Annotated in this window: 14 protein-coding genes and 1 CRISPR repeat array; of the genes, 3 read left to right on the top strand and 11 right to left on the bottom strand. The window is 62.1% G+C overall.

Features of this window, described 5'->3' with window-relative positions:
* Nucleotides 1-75: 75 nt before the first annotated feature.
* From C2I19_RS15705 to C2I19_RS15665, 10 genes are all read right to left on the bottom strand, one after another.
* On the bottom strand, nucleotides 76-540 hold the full coding sequence (locus C2I19_RS15705) for a CRISPR-associated endonuclease Cas1 (protein WP_233201221.1): 465 nt from the start codon (nucleotides 538-540) through the stop codon (nucleotides 76-78).
* 10 nt (nucleotides 541-550) lie between these two features.
* Nucleotides 551-1,150 (bottom strand): type I-E CRISPR-associated protein Cas6/Cse3/CasE, encoded by a 600-nt coding sequence (gene cas6e / locus C2I19_RS15700; RefSeq protein ID WP_103903612.1) that lies wholly within the window; start codon nucleotides 1,148-1,150, stop codon nucleotides 551-553.
* A complete protein-coding gene (cas5e, locus tag C2I19_RS15695) occupies nucleotides 1,125-1,811 on the bottom strand; it encodes a type I-E CRISPR-associated protein Cas5/CasD (protein WP_103903611.1) in 687 nt (228 codons plus the stop codon). Before cas5e ends, cas6e begins: the two co-directional genes overlap by 26 nt.
* Before the next feature lies 1 nt (nucleotide 1,812).
* A complete protein-coding gene (cas7e, locus tag C2I19_RS15690; RefSeq protein WP_103903610.1) occupies nucleotides 1,813-2,949 on the bottom strand; it encodes a type I-E CRISPR-associated protein Cas7/Cse4/CasC in 1,137 nt (378 codons plus the stop codon).
* 27 nt (nucleotides 2,950-2,976) lie between these two features.
* Nucleotides 2,977-3,510: a type I-E CRISPR-associated protein Cse2/CasB gene (gene casB, locus C2I19_RS15685; RefSeq protein ID WP_103903609.1), complete on the bottom strand. Its 534-nt coding sequence runs from the start codon at nucleotides 3,508-3,510 to the stop codon at nucleotides 2,977-2,979.
* Complete coding sequence (casA, locus tag C2I19_RS15680) at nucleotides 3,503-5,050, bottom strand: type I-E CRISPR-associated protein Cse1/CasA (RefSeq protein ID WP_103903608.1); 1,548 nt, start codon at nucleotides 5,048-5,050, stop codon at nucleotides 3,503-3,505. The genes casB and casA overlap by 8 nt, the downstream gene beginning before the upstream one ends.
* Nucleotides 5,047-7,722, bottom strand: a complete 2,676-nt coding sequence (gene cas3, locus C2I19_RS15675) for a CRISPR-associated helicase Cas3' (RefSeq protein ID WP_439647048.1) — start codon at nucleotides 7,720-7,722, stop codon at nucleotides 5,047-5,049. The genes casA and cas3 overlap by 4 nt, the downstream gene beginning before the upstream one ends.
* A 551-nt stretch (nucleotides 7,723-8,273) precedes the next feature.
* On the bottom strand, nucleotides 8,274-8,411 hold the full coding sequence (locus tag C2I19_RS22060; protein WP_158253733.1) for an HD domain-containing protein: 138 nt from the start codon (nucleotides 8,409-8,411) through the stop codon (nucleotides 8,274-8,276).
* Nucleotides 8,412-8,831: 420 nt separating this feature from the next.
* A complete protein-coding gene (locus tag C2I19_RS15670; protein ID WP_103903607.1) occupies nucleotides 8,832-9,185 on the bottom strand; it encodes a hypothetical protein in 354 nt (117 codons plus the stop codon).
* A gap of 36 nt (nucleotides 9,186-9,221) precedes the next feature.
* Nucleotides 9,222-10,247 (bottom strand): hypothetical protein, encoded by a 1,026-nt coding sequence (locus tag C2I19_RS15665; RefSeq protein WP_146056835.1) that lies wholly within the window; start codon nucleotides 10,245-10,247, stop codon nucleotides 9,222-9,224.
* On the opposite strand from C2I19_RS15665, the gene C2I19_RS22055 reads away from it, so the two are divergent.
* Nucleotides 10,246-10,383 (top strand): hypothetical protein, encoded by a 138-nt coding sequence (locus C2I19_RS22055; RefSeq protein WP_158253732.1) that lies wholly within the window; start codon nucleotides 10,246-10,248, stop codon nucleotides 10,381-10,383. The genes C2I19_RS15665 and C2I19_RS22055 overlap by 2 nt on opposite strands.
* Nucleotides 10,384-10,514: 131 nt before the next feature.
* A CRISPR array of direct repeats spans nucleotides 10,515-11,214; the repeat unit is 29 nt; unit sequence CGGTTCATCCCCGCTCGCGCGGGGAACAC.
* Between the two features lie 166 nt (nucleotides 11,215-11,380).
* Here C2I19_RS22055 and C2I19_RS15660 read toward each other — a convergent pair.
* Nucleotides 11,381-13,594 carry a glycoside hydrolase gene (locus C2I19_RS15660; RefSeq protein ID WP_233201219.1) on the bottom strand — a complete coding sequence of 738 codons (2,214 nt, stop codon included), beginning with the start codon at nucleotides 13,592-13,594 and terminating at the stop codon, nucleotides 11,381-11,383.
* Between the two features lie 155 nt (nucleotides 13,595-13,749).
* On the opposite strand from C2I19_RS15660, the gene earP reads away from it, so the two are divergent.
* A complete protein-coding gene (gene earP / locus C2I19_RS15655) occupies nucleotides 13,750-14,904 on the top strand; it encodes an elongation factor P maturation arginine rhamnosyltransferase EarP (protein WP_103903604.1) in 1,155 nt (384 codons plus the stop codon).
* 71 nt (nucleotides 14,905-14,975) lie between these two features.
* Nucleotides 14,976-15,539 carry an elongation factor P gene (efp, locus tag C2I19_RS15650; protein WP_103903603.1) on the top strand — a complete coding sequence of 188 codons (564 nt, stop codon included), beginning with the start codon at nucleotides 14,976-14,978 and terminating at the stop codon, nucleotides 15,537-15,539.
* Nucleotides 15,540-15,798 lie beyond the last annotated feature (259 nt).

Here is a 15,798-nt window from a genome sequence, read left to right as displayed (position 1 = left end):
GATGGAGGAAAGGATGGCGAGGGTTAGCATGTGGCATATCGCAAATAAATACTGACCGTTCATTTGCCTACGAGTTCAGCGTTGAATGGCCCTGGCCCGCACCCGAGCGCCCTCGATGCCGCGCAGCTGCTCCACGCTGCGTTTTTGCGGCGGCTCCTCGCCAAAGCGGCGGCGGTACATTTCGCGCACCACCTTCAGCCGCGCGTCTTCGTCCAGCGCCAGCCGCGCCTGATACAGCAGCCGGTCGGCGCGCGCGCCGCCGGGCTGGCCGGCGGAATACAGCCGCACCCCGGCCTCGCCCACCCACACCAGCAAGGTGCCCACCTGGGCCGCCAGCTTGCAGGCGGCATGCGATACCCGCACGCCCGGCTCCAGCATCAAGCAGGCCACGCCGCCCACTGGGATGTGGGTGCGCACGCCTGTGGCATCCACCGCGACGAAAGCGCCGTCCAGCACGTCCAGCTGGCAGCGTTCGACAAACAAAACGGAAAGCCGCTCCTTGATGGGGAACGGCTTCAATGGCGGGAGGGGTTGGCTCATCCCAATTCCTTTACAGCGGCGCCAGAGACAGCAGGCCCAGCCCCATAGCTTTGGCGTGCCCCAAGCCGGAAGCCATGGCCAAGCGCAATTTCTGCGCATCGTCCACCGCCAGTACCCCGTCAAAGCGCACAGCCTGCACCGTGATCAAGCAACCAGGCTTGCGTAGCCGCCATTGTTGGCTTAGGCCACGTTGCACATGTTGGACCACCGAGCCGGATTTCTCCAGTTGGCGCGCCAGCCAAGCCAACTGCTCCTCTTCCCTTTGCAAGCCGTAGCGCTTGCCTTCCCGCGTCACGGTGGGATTGGCCAGCAAGCGAAAGAAGTAGCGTTTGTCAGTCTGCACCAGCGTTTCCAATGGCAAAGGCTTGCAGGCGATATCCAGCAGATGTCCCAAAGGCTGCCAGTTGCCGCGCTGTTCTGACTGCACCAGCACCACCGCCTCGCCCTGCTCGGCGTCATGCCGCTCCAGCCGCCACAAGAAACGCGAAGGTTTGGTTTGCTCGTCCACGACAAATGCCCGGCATAAGCTCCGATGCATGTCATAGGCGTTGGCCAGATCGCGGCGCGCGGCAGCCTGCTTGGCGTCAAGCTTCAGTTGTGTCAGGTACATCCACCACCTCCGGCTTTACAAACCGCGGTCCGAAACGCCGCTCGGCGAAGGGCGCCACTGGTTGGTCCAAGCGCACCGCGCCTTCGCTTGGATGCTCGCTCATCAGGCGCAAGGGCTGACCCATATGTTCAAATCGGCATGCCGCGATGCGCGGCCAAGAGGACAGCACCTCATGAGCGGCCTCATCTCGCACACCATCCGGCAACCAGACGGGCGGGCCGGGCGGCATGGCCTTACGTCCCAAGGACAAAGGCCAGACGGGGTGCTGCAAGGCATGCTGCATGGTTTCCAATAGGCCCCGCTCACCCTCCAGCGCCACCAGAAAAGCCGCATCGGCCAGGTAATAGCGCGGGCTGATGACCGGGTCTTTCTTAAACCCTCCGCTAGCAGTGCGTATTGCTTTCTTAACCTTCTCAGGATCGCGATCTCCGCCCAGCGTCTGGTAATCGCGCATCAACAGCCCTTCTCGATCCACCCGCACGCTCATTTTCAGTGCGGCCAAGTCGTCCAGCGGCTCGGCGCGGTCCCGTCCCAACGCCGCGCAGATCAGGCCCAACACGCCGGACTTGGATGGTTCCAGGCCGCTGTCGCGTTCATCAAAACGGCTGGTCGTACCCCAGGACTGCATGGGACCGGCCAGCCTCAGCAGCAGCGTGGCCATTTCACATCTCCAGCTTGGCACGGACCTGCGCCACCACCCAATCGGCCAGCGCGTTCAAGCAGGGCAGCTTTTCGCCCTTGCCCGCAGGCCAAGCGCCGGACAAATCGATATACGCCCAAGCGTCGTTCGCGTCACCATAGATGCCGGACAGATTGCTGTCGTAGTCGGCCAGCGCGGCTACCGATGGCGAGGTCAACGCCTCGCCGCCGCGCGCGTACACTGGCTTTTCAAAAGCATTGGCCAGATTCAACGGGCTCGCGTGGCGGATGGCCACGCCGATGAAGCTGGGAGGGTTATGCGCGGCAAAGGTGTTTTGCTTGCCGGTGGGAATGGCGCGCGCCGTCGCCAGGGTCAAGGCATGCAGGCCGGTCAAGGCCAGGTCTTTGTCTTGCTGCAAATTGGCCGCCAGTTTGGCGGGATCCACTACCGAATAGCGATAGAAGGTGGCAGAGTTGAACTCCACCTGCCCTATCATGCCGGCGCCGGTTTCGTCCGCGCCGCCCATATCATCCACCGCGGTGAAGTAGTCGAACTCGCGCTCTACCCGGTGGGTACTGATCGCGTGCGCCACTTGGCAGGCGGCATCCTGATTCACTTCCGGCATGTCAGCCAACATGCGGCCGAACAAGGCCACATCCAACGCTTTGCCGCCATTCATGATGAATTTGGCCTGTTTGACTACCTCGGCCGGCGCGCTGGCCTTGGCGTCCTTCTTGCTTTTTTTCTCGTTGCTGACCGGCGCGGCCAGCGCATCCCAATGCTCGTTCACCAGCTTGGCGAAGGCATCGATCTCCTGCTGCCCCAGGAACAGCAGATACTCGGTCTTGCCATCGTCCTTCAGCTTAAGGCCTGCAGCGGCCAAGGCCGTTTCGATGCGAGCATTCAGATCTTCGCTCTCACGGCCGTATTGTTCGCTCAATTGCTTGCGCAGCAGGTCCAGCAGCTTCTTGGTGCGCACGCCCTGGTTTTGCGACGGAAAATCTGCGCCCAGCCGAATGATGCGCTTGAAACACTGGCTGCTGACCCGCGCGCGGCGATAGCCGCCAAACACCGCGTCCTTGGGCGCGCCGGTGTCGTCTCGGTTCAGATTGGACGGCGCGAAATTCTGGATCAAATGGAATTCGACAAACAGACTCATGGCTATCTCTCTGGTAATGGAAAAAAATCAGCCTTGCTCGGTTTCATGCTGGCGATAGAAGTCCCGCGCCCAATTGCGGCGCACCTTGTCGCGCGAGGTGGTGCCGTCGTATTGCTCCCTTTGCCAGGGCGACAGCCAATAATTCAGGTCCCGCAATAAAGTCTGGTAATCCAGGCCATATCCATCCGCCGCCAGCAGCGTGACCGTTTGGCGCAGATAGTTGGGTAGCTGCTCCGGCTCGGCATCCAGCAACGCGATGAAGCGCTTCTCCACGCTGTCGCTTTTCCGGTGCTGCCAAAGCTTGCCCAAGGCGGCGGCCAGGCTCTGCCCCGGCTGATGCCTGGGCAGCAAGGCAAACAGGCCTGCCGCGACATATAGCGCCAACCGGAAGCTGTCGTCTGCGTGGCTGTCCACTGGCACAAAGCGCTCCACATAGGGGAAGGCCGGCGGGTAAGCGCCAGGCGCAAAGCCTACGCTGCGGCGCAACGCGGCCAATGCGCCCCTGTCACGCTCAGCCAACTGCTGCAAATGCAGGACAAAATCCTGCGCATATTCAGACATGGACTTGCTCCTCGACGGAAGATTGGGGCCTCAACGGTTTCAACAGCGCGCGGTAAACAGGCTCCGCCCGCGCCTGCGCGCGCAGCGCCTTGGCCGTGGTTCCAGACTGGCGGCAGACGGCGGCCCAAGCCTGTTCTAAGGCGGCATGACGGGCATCATTCCAATGCGCTTCCGCCTCATCTAGACGCGCCTCGCCTATCAAATCCAATAGACGCGGCAACTGACGCTCCAGCGCTGAAAAATACAGCGCGGCGGCCGGGCCGTTGTCCAACAGAGTACGCGCCCGGCTGCGGGTATCCTTGTGAGACTCGTCCGGCATGGAACGGGCCAGCAGCGTAGTAGCCGCCTGGCGCAGGCCGGAGAAATCCTCCTCCGACCGTCGCAGGAAATCGCGCAACTCATCGGCGGCTTCCGCTTGTTCCAGCAAACGGCAAGGCAGTACGAAACGCTCCGCGCGCCAGCGCAACAGCTTGGCCTGATCACTAGCCAAGCCGGCCACCAAGATAGGCATGGCCGCGGTTTGTCCCACCTGCTCCCGCAATTTTTCCGCCCAACTCAACACGGCCGCCGGCAAAGCATGCTTGCCGCCTGCATCCGGCAAAAAGGTCGCCAGATCGCGCCACAGCGCCCGCCCCTCGGTAAAGCTCAAGCGCACCATGCCGTTGCTGCCCATCCGGTAACTGGCCATGAGGTCCGGCGCATGCTCGTCATCGGCCAGCGCCAAGCCAGCCGCAAAGCGGATCCGTTCCACAGCCAGGTCATCGCCCTCCGACAACAACAACACCGCCCGGCTCAAACGGGTGTAGCGATCATTAGGCCCCGTCGCCAAGGTCGGCTCGCCCTTCAACGCGCTAATGGCGAGCGGCCCTTTTTCCCATGTTGGCAGGTCCCTCCCCATGTCCGCCGAGACGGGGTGCAGGGCCAGACACAAGGTTTGCGCCAGGGTGTCGCCTTGCGGCATGGCCGCCGCGGTATTGGCCAACGCACCGGCTTTGTCCGAATCGCGCAGCGTTTTCACCAGGCCACCCGGCGTAAACTGCAGGAAACCCAGCAACTGCCTCAGCAACCTGGGCGCGGCAATCGCAATCGGCAAGGTATCCACCGCGTGGTCAAACACTACCGGCGCATTGCCGGTGCTGCTGGACAACGCTATCTGCGTCCATGGTTTGGTTTTGTCCCGGGTTTCCTCTGCTGCGGCCAATGCCGCCACCTGCATGAAGGGAGACTCGGGGTGGAACAGGAAGAAGCGCTCCCGCCATTGCTCCAAGTAGCCATGAATCCGCTCCACCGGCAATCCATCGCGGTAATAGCCCGCCATGTCGCGCAAGCGCCACTGCACTTGGCCCTGCGACAAAGCGCGATGAAAAATGGCGAGCAGCAGCCGGTATTGCGCGATCAGATTGGGCGGATCGGTTTCTGCCAGACCGCTTAACTCTCCCGCCCGGGCAAAGAGTTCGAGCAAACCGACTTCCTCTACCCTGCCATCCAGCCTGCGCACCGGCAGCCAGGGCTCGTCCAGCAGATTGAATCTTGCGTTCATGCCTTCTCCTGTTTCGACGCCAGGCCGTATATCAGGCCCAGATTCGGATCTAGACTCACCAGCGTATCGTCCAGCAAGCAGCCTCCGGCCTGCAGCAACAGCGGCTGGCAATGCGCCAGCAAAGCATGCTCCTGCAGCGCGGGAAATAAAGGCTGCTGCAACAGCGCCTGAACCACATCCTTGCGGGACAATTTGATCTGGCGCGCATACAAGCGCTTGGCCAGCGCGTCATCTACCGGCTGCTGCGGGCTAAACGGCGCCTCATCCAGCGCCAGCCGCCAGTTGCCGTCGCCATCCGGCCACAGCGGTATCGCGGTGACGCTGTCCTCGCCCAGCCGCGTCTTGTTGCGCAAACCCAAGATGTCATCCTCATCCGCGCCATGGGGCTTGTCCGCGTAGGCATAGGCTGGCTCGGCGTTCGGGTCGATGGCGATATGGCTGGCCAACTGGGCCTGGAAGGTCGTTTTGGCCCCGTGGCGGGTTTTGTCCACCATCTCGATCCGGTCTTGCAGTTCTTGCGGCAGATGGCTCAAATCCGGCCATGGCGCGTAAACCGCCTGCACCAGCCGGTCGATATCCTGCGGCAAGCGCCATATGGGCTCATGCAACAAAACGGCCCAAGTCACCACGCACAGATAATCGCCATAGATGCTTCCCCACTTGGTCTGTTTCAATTCCGGCAGGCGGTCCGCAAGCAAGCCGGCAACCCGCAAATGCGGCGTTAAATGAGCAGCGGGCCGCTGTTCGCGGCGATGGCGATGCAGCCGGCCAGCGCGCTGCAACAGCAAGTCCACCGGTGCGAGGTCGGAAATCAGGAAATCGAAGTCGATATCGAGGCTTTGTTCCGCCACTTGCGTAGCGAGCAGCAAGGCTCGCGCTGGCCGTTGTCCGGAGGCGTCCGGCACGCCAAAAGTCTGCAAGACTTGCCGCTCGCGCAACAGCCTTTCATCAGCAGGAAAACGGGCGTGGAACAGCAATAGCTCGACGTCTCCCCCCAGGCTTCCCGCCAGCATGGTGTACAGCTGCTGCGCCCTATCCACGGTATTGACGATCACCGCGCCGCAGCCGCCATCGTCCAGCGCGGCCAACGCGGCGGCGGCTATGCTCTCCAGCGACTCATCCAGGCCAGACACCGCAATCGGCTGTTGTTCGCGTACGTTGAATGTCTCGCCCCGCACTCCACCATGGTCCGCCAATACAACTCTTGGATAGGGCAACTCCGGGATGTCCGAGGAATCGACGCCCCAGGCGTTCAACAGGCGGGCGCGCCGAGCGTCCGGCAAGGTGGCGCTCATCAGGATGACCGAACAACCCATGCCCTTGAGCCAGCGCAGCAAGGCCTCTATCAGCGTGCTGGTATAGGCGTCGTAAGCATGCACTTCGTCCAGCACCACCACCTTGTCGGCCAGCCCCCACAAGCGCACAAAATGATGTTTGACGTTCATCACGCCAAACAGCGCCTGATCCACCGTGCCCACGCCATACGGCGACAACAGACCACGACGGCGCTGGCCGAACCAAGCGGAGGAGCGGACCGCATCGTCGCCCTCATCGCCCCAGACATTGCGCAGCTTAGCCACCGTTTCATTCATGGCCGCGCCGCCATGCGCCAGCTGGATATCCAGTCGGATGCCGTCTGCGAACGCGCGCAAAAACACCAACGTGCGTTCGAACAGCGCGTTTCCGGTAGCCTGAGTGGGCAGCGCGAAATAGATGCCGCGGTGGCCTTGCCTGGCCTGCAGCCGCAAGCTGGCCAGAAACGCCAGCTCAGTCTTTCCCTCTCCCATTGGCGCTTCCACCACCATCAGAGCGGGACCCATACCTTCCGCCAGCAGCGCATCCGCGACGCGTTGCAGCGGCCGGGCGGCAAGCGGCTGCTGCGCATTCAGGATGCGAGTCACTAACTTATCGCAATTGATGTCCGGCTGTTGCAGCAAGGCATGTTGAGGCGGCCAGCCCAGCTTGTCGCCATCGATCAAGACTGAGCACGCGATTCTCTGGGCGTTTTGGAAGTGTTCGCGCGGTGTTGCACCACGCTCTCCCGGCAAAAACCATTCTGAGTTGGAGCCTATCCAGTCACATACGCTGGTCAGGCCTGCCAGCCACTCCACCGCGATTAACGACAGATCGCAATCCTGAGGCACATCTGCGGGCGCAACCGTATTCCAATATGCGTCGAACAGTTGCTCCCGCGTTTGCTTCCAGACGCCCGGCTCGCGCAAAGGCGCGCCCTTGCGCATATCGACGAAGTTGAAGCCATGATGGGCGCTGACTGCCTGCGCCACGCACAAGGACCAGGCAAAAGGCGCATCGCGCGCCTGCAACAGCGCTGGCAACAGACTGGCGGTAGCCAGGTCGTGCCGGTCTTGCTCCAATGCCTTTTCCGGCACAAACGGCAAACCCGCCTGCTCATCCAACGCGCGGCCCGCATCCCATTTCACCTGAAAGCCGGGCGTAGCCTTGCCCAGATCATGCAAACCCACTAAGGCCGCCAGCCATGAAAACACTGCCTGCTCAGGCAGGCCGAAACGTAGCGCCAGCGCCTTGGGAGAAATCCCGCAGTGATCGAGCAAAGCCCCGGCCACCGCCGCCACGTCCAACATATGGCATAGCAGGCCATGGCCATGAGGATCGCCACTTTTGGCCCAGAGTTGCCGAATAGCTGGAGGCAAGTCGCTAAAACGCAGAGCGGGTATCTCTCTTCGAATACCGATATTGCAATCGCTCGACTTGGTGGAGGCATCGAAAGGGATACATCGGTTCATGTTTCTTCCTCAGAATTTCCAGACGAATCACGATCTCTCAACTCCAGCTCATAACCTTGGCAAATACGCCAACATCTCGAGTCTCATAACAAACAGAATGCCCAGACCTATCTCCCAAACGCTGCTTTTGTATAGAAAGCACAGCACAAATCCCAAATACATACGCATTGCCGCCCCCACCAACGTCGAATGGTGCCTAAGCCAACAATAGACGGCATCAAGGAAGAGTCAAGTAACTCTTGAAGTATGAGACTACTCTCGAAAAAATCTTGCCACATATACCCTAGATCGGCTAATTTGGGCATATTCCCCTTTACACCAAGGGGATGCACCGTATGACACTACACTAAGATCAAGCTAATTGACCTACTCCCCACATCGGCGGGGATGATTGCCCAGGCGGCGCCAGCCGCCCGCCTGGTTTTCTCGCTAAATTACCAAGAAACCGCAGACAAGCTTTATTCAGACGCCACCTGTTTCAGCAGCGCCTCCATCACCGCCTCCACGTCCAGCATGTGGAAAGGCAACAAATGCCACTGCTCGCCCGCCTCATCGCGAGGCGAGGATTTGCCCCTGTACCGCCAGTACGCCTGCATCGCTCTTCCGGCAGAAACCGGTCAGCCCGCTGGACCCGACCCAAACGTGCAGGCTATCACCCATCAAGTTCATTGTCATTTAATGACAATACCATTCAGTTATTTATTGTTTCATATCAAACAGCGCATGCCAGATAGGTAAGGATCGCCAGCCAGAAAGCCCCCGCGCGGCCGGCAGGAGGAAACGCTTTGCCTCAGCGCGCCAAATACGCGTACAAGTTCAAGGCTTTAGCAGGCCTGCAAAGCGACGATGCCTTCCGCCCTCAACGGGCCGGGGCACTCATGGTTTCGCTTGAGATTCAGCGGATGGACGGGATAGAGAAGCTGTTTAGACAGGCGGCGCGTTCGCTGCGGCCTTGAACCGCAGCCGCCTGCTTGCCGCTAGCGCGGCGTGCGCGGCAAGGGCCATGGACGCGCCGGCTAGCCGCGCGCCGCGCTTGCTTGCTTCGCCTGCGCCACCAGCCGGCTTGCCGCCTGGGTGGCTTTGTTCAAGCGGCTGATCAAATCCGGCATGGCCGCGGCCTGGCCGCGAATTTGCGCGACGGCGTCGAGCGCGGTGCTGGCGTCGAGATACGCTTGTTCGACATCCCCTCCAGCCTGCGTTAATTGGGCCTCCAACGCCTCGTAATAAATCTGCTTCGCGGCGGCGAGATTGGCCTGAATGGCGGCCACTTGCGCCGCGGTCTCCGCGGCGGCGAGGTCATGCGGCTCGTCATCCAGGGCGGCCTGGTAGTTTTGCTGAACCAGCGCCAAACGATCGTCTGCAGTGCTCATAAGCTCACTCCTAGTCAGCCGGCATGCGCCAGGGCCTTACTTTCCTTGAAGATCGGCGAGTATCGCTTTTACATTGCGCGCCTCGCCCAGGATGGTAGCCAGATCGAGAGGCTCCCTGGCCTCCAGCCTGGCGTGCTGCGCGGAAAGCGCCTTGAGCGCGGCCAGGGCGGCGTCATAGGCGGCGACCACGGCTTTTTGCTGGCGCTTTGACCGTTCATGCAGAGAAATGACGGAGGCGGTATTGATGGCATCCAGATTCGCGCCTGGCGGCAAGGACACAATCTGCGCGCCCGGCGCGATCTCGTGCAGCAGCGGCGTCAGCGCATCTTTAGGCGAGATCAGTCCGCTTTGCACAAAAGCCGAATACACGGTGTCCTGCTCCGTCCTCAAGGTGGCGAGCAGGCTTTCCGAAGCGGCCTTGTCGCGCTCCACGCTCAGCGCCGCGATAAAAGCGTCCGTGGCTCTATGCAGATCCTGGCTGGCGTCCAGCATCAGCCTTTGCTGGCGCTCAGCCGCTAAAAAGCCGCCTATGGTCGACGCTTTCGAGGCGAAGCCGGATGCGATGGCGGGCAAGGCGGCGCCAGCCGGGCTGATGGCTGAGGCGGCGGCTGAAAAATCGTTGATCGCGCCAAAGGCGGCTTTCAACGCGCTTTCCGCCTCCGCGCCGGCATCATAGCTGGCCAGATTGACAAAGGACTGATACGCGTCGCGCAGCGCTCCCGCGGCTTTGGCCCGCTTGGCCATCAGCTCGACGAGGCGGTTTTGGTCCTGGCCAAGCGCGGTATCGGGCTGCGCTTGCGTCGCCTGTTTGCGAACATTGTCCAGACAGGCTTTCATGATGTCCGGCGCCTTGATGTTGGCGCAGACCAGCGCATCCCGGACACCCCACCACTCAGGCAGGCTGGACAGAGTTTTGCTTGCCGCGTCGCTCTGCTGCTGAACCGCCTGCGCGGCCGTGAACCCGGCATTGCCCAACGCCTTGGCGCTGTCCCGATCAATGCCGGCGCATCCCGCCAAGCACCAGGCCCCCATGGAGGCCAGCAAGAGCAGTCTCTTTTTCATGAAAGCCTCCATGGATATCCGCTGCGCGCGCTGGCATACCGCCCAGAATCGCTCTGCCAAGGGATATCAGGCTATTGATGCCTGCCATCGCCGTAGGCTCGGCAACATCGTCCCGCGCCGCGGCATGACGAATTGATATGTGAATTGTATAGAACGCGCCTCATGCCAATTCAAAAAATACTCCGCCTCATCAGCATGGATCATCCCTTCGGCTAGCCGCTCCCACCGCCTGCGCACTCCGCGGAGACGGTTTTCGACGCGGGGCTTAGGTTCATCCCCGCTCGCGCGGGGAACACGGGCCGCAAGTTTCTCCGCCACCTCGAAGGAGCGGTTCATCCCCGCTCGCGCGGGGAACACACTCGACATTTGGGCGTTTCGGTTCTGACCAACGGTTCATCCCCGCTCGCGCGGGGAACACCCACCGAGTTCCGGTACACCGCCAGATTCCCGCGGTTCATCCCCGCTCGCGCGGGGAACACGAGGAGTGAGCCATGGCCACAGAACTGCGCGACGGTTCATCCCCGCTCGCGCGGGGAACACGACGCCGGCCGGGTTTGCCACATACTTCGGGTCGGTTCATCCCCGCTCGCGCGGGGAACACGTGGAGAACGTTCGCCGACTCTAGACACCATGCGGTTCATCCCCGCTCGCGCGGGGAACACAGTGTGGCGATGGCCGAAGTCAGAGCGGCGGCCGGTTCATCCCCGCTCGCGCGGGGAACACCTCGTCGTTGAGTGGGACGGCCAGGCCGCGCACGGTTCATCCCCGCTCGCGCGGGGAACACTGTGAACGTTCTCATCTCGTCACCTAGAGCAGCGGTTCATCCCCGCTCGCGCGGGGAACACATCCGGCGCATCAGGCGTTCCATCGCATAAGAAGGTTCATCCCCGCTCGCGCGGGGAACACGAAGTGATTGACAGCTATGAAGGCCCCTACGGCGGTTCATCCCCGCTCGCGCGGGGAACACACCAATCACAAGCCAATGATTTTTAAAGACAAAAACACCACCCAAAATCCTACCGATTTTTCTGCCTAAAAAATCATCGCCTAAATCACAGCGACAGCATCGCCCGCGGGCGGAGTCAAACCAACTTAACACCGCCCAAAAACGACACCAGCATTATCGCTCCGCCCTAATTCCCCGCGCAATCCGCCACTCTCAACATTCGCGGCTTCTGACCTGCCGGCTCGGCTAGCAGGCTTTGCGGCGGCAGGGCTTGTCCTGCATGCGAAACCGGCGCCTCGGCGAAATTGGCGGTCAGCCGGCTGCCATCCGCAAAACGAGTTTGCTGCAGCGTATGCTCCGCGTTCAACCAGGCAAATCCAATCAAGGCTTGGGTGGCCAGTTGCTCATGCAGGGGGCGGAAGGCGCGGTCCGCGCATTGCAGTTGCGGCAGCCTGGTTTTGAGCGTGGCGGCGGACAGGTGGAACAAGGGCGGCACGTTGTACAGCCATTGCGCCAGCAGATTGTCGGCGTAGGCGTTGCTGAACTTCAGGTTGTCGTACAGCCAGTGGTTGGTGGTGACGATCGAGCCGTGGAATACGGCCTGGTATAGCGGCAGACGATATTGCGGCGCGTAGTAAAGGTCGCGATAGGGTTCTTTCAGCGGCACCTGCTTGAAGAAGGTATCCGGCTGGTCCGCCGGATACCAGCGGCCCAGATAGTAAGGCGACTGCTTGTTCTTCTGCAGATCCGGATCTCCCCAGCCCAGCACCGGCACTTGCATGCCGTGGGCGTAGGCGATGCCGCGGCTGGTGGCGGCGTTGCCCATTTCGGAGCCTACCGGCAGCTGATAGGCGTCCGCCACCCACTGCATGGACTGCTCGTAACCCTGCGCCATCGCGGCCTCGCCGGTGTGGCGCCCCGGGGTGAAGTCGTCAAACACCATGCCCGTGGCGTAAGCGTCCAGGAACCAGCTGTTGAAGCCGACGGCGGACATCAACGCGCGCGTGCGCTGCTTGAGCGTGTCGCGCGCGCAGCTTGGGTTGGTGTAATAGCCGGACTGCTGAAAGCCGGACTTCTTCTGGCCGTTTTCCAGCGTGACACCGCATTGGCGGTACGCCGCTTCGCCTTGCTGGGCGGTGAGCCAGTCTTCATGCTGGCCTGGCGGCAGCGCGGTTTCGTAGGAGTCGTAGCTGCCCATCAAATAACCGGCCGCCACGCCGGCCTTCACCGCCTGCGGCTGCCACAGGCCGCCCTCCCAATTGTCCACCCCCAGCCATAGCCGTTTCAGGCCGGCCTGCTGCAAGGCGTCCACGGTTTTGCGCGACAAGCCGCCGCCCCAGCGCGAGGCGTCCGGCTGCAGGGCCGGGCCAAAGGCATGCTCCACATCGGCTCGCAGCTTGCGGTAGGGCGCGGCCATGTCGGCCCAGGCTGGCTGTGCGCCCAGCCAGCCGGCTCGGGCCTCCGCCGTCAGCGCCGCGTTCACGCCATCCAGCAAAACTTTGCGCGCATAGCGGTCCTGCCGCTTGCCCGTCTCTTGCAAGGTCCGCCTGGTCTCGGCGTCGAAATGTCCGCGCAGGCGAACAGCCAGCGGCGCGGGGCCGCGCAGCCGTTTGACCAAGTCGGGCCAGTCGCGCACGTCGGCGGCATCCAGCAGATTATTGCCCCACAGATAAGCATGGCTGGCGCCCACCAGCTTGGCGGTTTCCGGCTGCGCCTTGATCTTGTCGGCCAGCGTTTGATAATGGCCTTCCGCCGTCAGCCATTGGCGATAGCGCTGCGCGCCGGCCAGCGGATTATCGCCGGCCAGATGCAGCAGCAGCGTCACCGGCTGCTGCTGGTTCAGTTCGTTGAAGTCGTGGCTCAGCGTCAGCGCCAGACCCTGTCCTTGCGCCGAGAAGGCCAGCTGGTTGTTGAACGGGTTCAGCAGCAGCCAGTGCAGGCTGATCCGGCCATAGTCCATGCCCCACAAGGGCAGGCTGAGGTTTTCAGAAGTGTCCAGGCCGTCGCCGGCGAAACCGGGCAGAAAGTCCCGCCACAGCTTGCTGCCTGATGGGATATAACTGCCCTCGGCCAAGGGCAGCAACAGGCCGCGCCCCATCGCCGCAGCCGGCTGGCGCAGCAAATCCACGCGGCCCGGCCCGGCGGCGCGCAGCGTCAGCTTGAGGTCCTGCCCCTCCAGGCGGGCCTGCCAGCGGTAACGACCCTCGTCCCACTGCCAGATGGCGGCATGCGCCTCTTGCTCCAGCCCGGACACCGCGTGCGGCGCGGCGCCGTCGGACAGGGTGGTTTTTCCACCTCCGGCCGGCTCCGCGCGGACGGCCAGCGTGGCCGGTTCCAGTTCGACTTTCCACTGCTCGTTTTGCAGCATCACGCCTGCCCATGAGGACAAGGGCAAGGCCATCAGCCAACTCCAACCATAATGAAAACGCACTGCCATTCCTTACTTAATGTTTCGCTACAGCACAATCGACCATTCCGCCGCCGGAAAATTCGAAAATGGTGATATTACGGGTCCGCGCATGGTAAGCTCGCCCGGTTTTACAACCTTAGCGCACCATGACACGCCAACACTGGGACATTTTCTGCACCGTCATCGACAACTATGGCGACATCGGCGTCACCTGGCGCCTGGCGCGCCGGCTGGCGCATGACTGCGGCCAAGAGGTGCGGCTGTGGGTGGATGACCTGGCCAGCTTCGCCCGCATCGCCCCCGGCCTGGATGCGGAGCTGCCACAGCAAACGCTGGCCGACATCGACATCCGTCGCTGGCCGCAATCCGGCTTTCCTGCCGATATAGTCCCGGCCGATCTGGTGGTGGAGGCCTTCGGCTGCCGGCTGCCGGACAGCTTTGAGCAGGCCATGGCGGCCAAATCCAGCAAGCCGGTATGGATCAACCTGGAATACCTGTCGGCGGAAAACTGGACCCGCGGCTGCCACAAGCTGCCGTCGCCGCATCCGCGGCTGCCGTTGGCCAAGCACTTTTTCTTCCCGGGATTCGACGCGGCAAGCGGCGGCCTGATCTGCGAAGACGGGCTGATCGGCGCGCGCGAGGCCTGGCAGGCGGACGCCGAGGCGCAGCGCGACTACTGGCGCCGTCGCAATGTGCCGGCCCTGGCGGAAAACGAGTGGAAAGTCAGCCTGTTCTCCTATGAGAACCCGGCGGCGGCCAAGCTGCTGCAAGCCTGGGCGGACGGCCCGCAGCCGGTGCGCTGCCTGGTGCCGGAAGGCAAGGCGCTGACCATCGTGTCCGGCCTGTTCGACCACCCGCTGCAAGTAGGCGAGCATGCCCAGCTTGGCCGGCTGACGGTGGACGTGCTGCCCATGAGCGATCAGGACGACTACGACCGTCTGCTGTGGAGCTGCGATTTCAACTGCGTGCGCGGCGAGGACAGCCTGGTGCGCTCGCAATGGGCCGCGCGGCCCATGCTGTGGCACATCTACCCGCAGGATGACGAGGCCCACCTCGCCAAGCTGCTGGCTTTTCTCGATCAATACTGTCAGGGCTTGCCGGATGAGGCCGCGGCGGCGGTCCGCGAGCTGAACCTGGCCTGGAACCGCGACGGCGACATGGCCACGGCTTGGCGGAATTGCGCAAGATGGTTGCCGGCGTGGCGCAGACATGCGGCAAACTGGCAACAGCAATTGCTGCAAGGCGGCGATCTGGCGCAAAGACTGCTGCAATTTGTCGCCGAATTTTCTGAAATCAGATAAAATGCCACGTTTCTGTCGGAAAGCCCTTCCGGTTTTCCGCTGTTAATTCAAGAGTTTGGGACTCATACGCAATGAAAACCGCACAAGAACTGCGCGCTGGTAACGTATTCATGGTCGGCAACGACCCGATGGTTGTTCAGAAAGCTGAATTCAGCAAGTCCGGCCGCAACGCTTCCGTTGTGAAGATGAAGATGAAGAACCTGCTGACCGGCACGGGCAGCGAAACCGTATACCGCGCCGACGACAAGTTCGACGTAGTCGTGCTGGACCGCAAGGACTGCACCTACTCCTACTTCGCCGACCCGATGTACGTGTTCATGGACTCCGACTTCAACCAATACGAAGTGGAAGCCGACAACCTGGGCGACACCATCAACTTCATCGTTGACGGCATGGAAGACGTTTGCCAGGTTACCTTCTACGATGGCAAGGCCATCTCCGTAGAACTGCCGACCACCGTGATCCGCGAAGTGGAATACACTGAGCCGGCCGTGCGCGGCGACACCTCGGGCAAGGTTCTGAAGCCGGCCCGCCTGGTAGGCACCACCTTCGAAGTTCAGGTTCCGGCCTTCGTCGTCACCGGCGAAAAGATCGAAATCGACACCCGCACCAACGAATTCAAGAAGCGCGCCTAAGCCTTTCTTGCTCGTTGTGCCCGCGAAAGCGCCCGGATTCGGGCGCTTTTGTTTTGGCGGTGCCCCCTCTCCCCAACCCCTCTCCCGCAAGGGGAGAGGGGCTGTAAGGCGGATGCCCCGCGCGCGGGGCGATCCGCCGCCCTTTCGCCCTTTCGCCCTTTCGCCCTTTCACCCTTTCACCCTTTCACCCTTTCACCCTTTCACCCTTTCACCCTTTCACCCTTTCACCCTTTCACCCTTTCACCCTTTCACCCTTTCA

This window comes from Chromobacterium alticapitis, assembly GCF_002924365.1.
In the GTDB taxonomy this organism is placed as follows: Bacteria; Pseudomonadota; Gammaproteobacteria; order Burkholderiales; family Chromobacteriaceae; genus Chromobacterium; species Chromobacterium alticapitis.
This window is presented reverse-complemented; position numbering and strand designations above follow the sequence as displayed.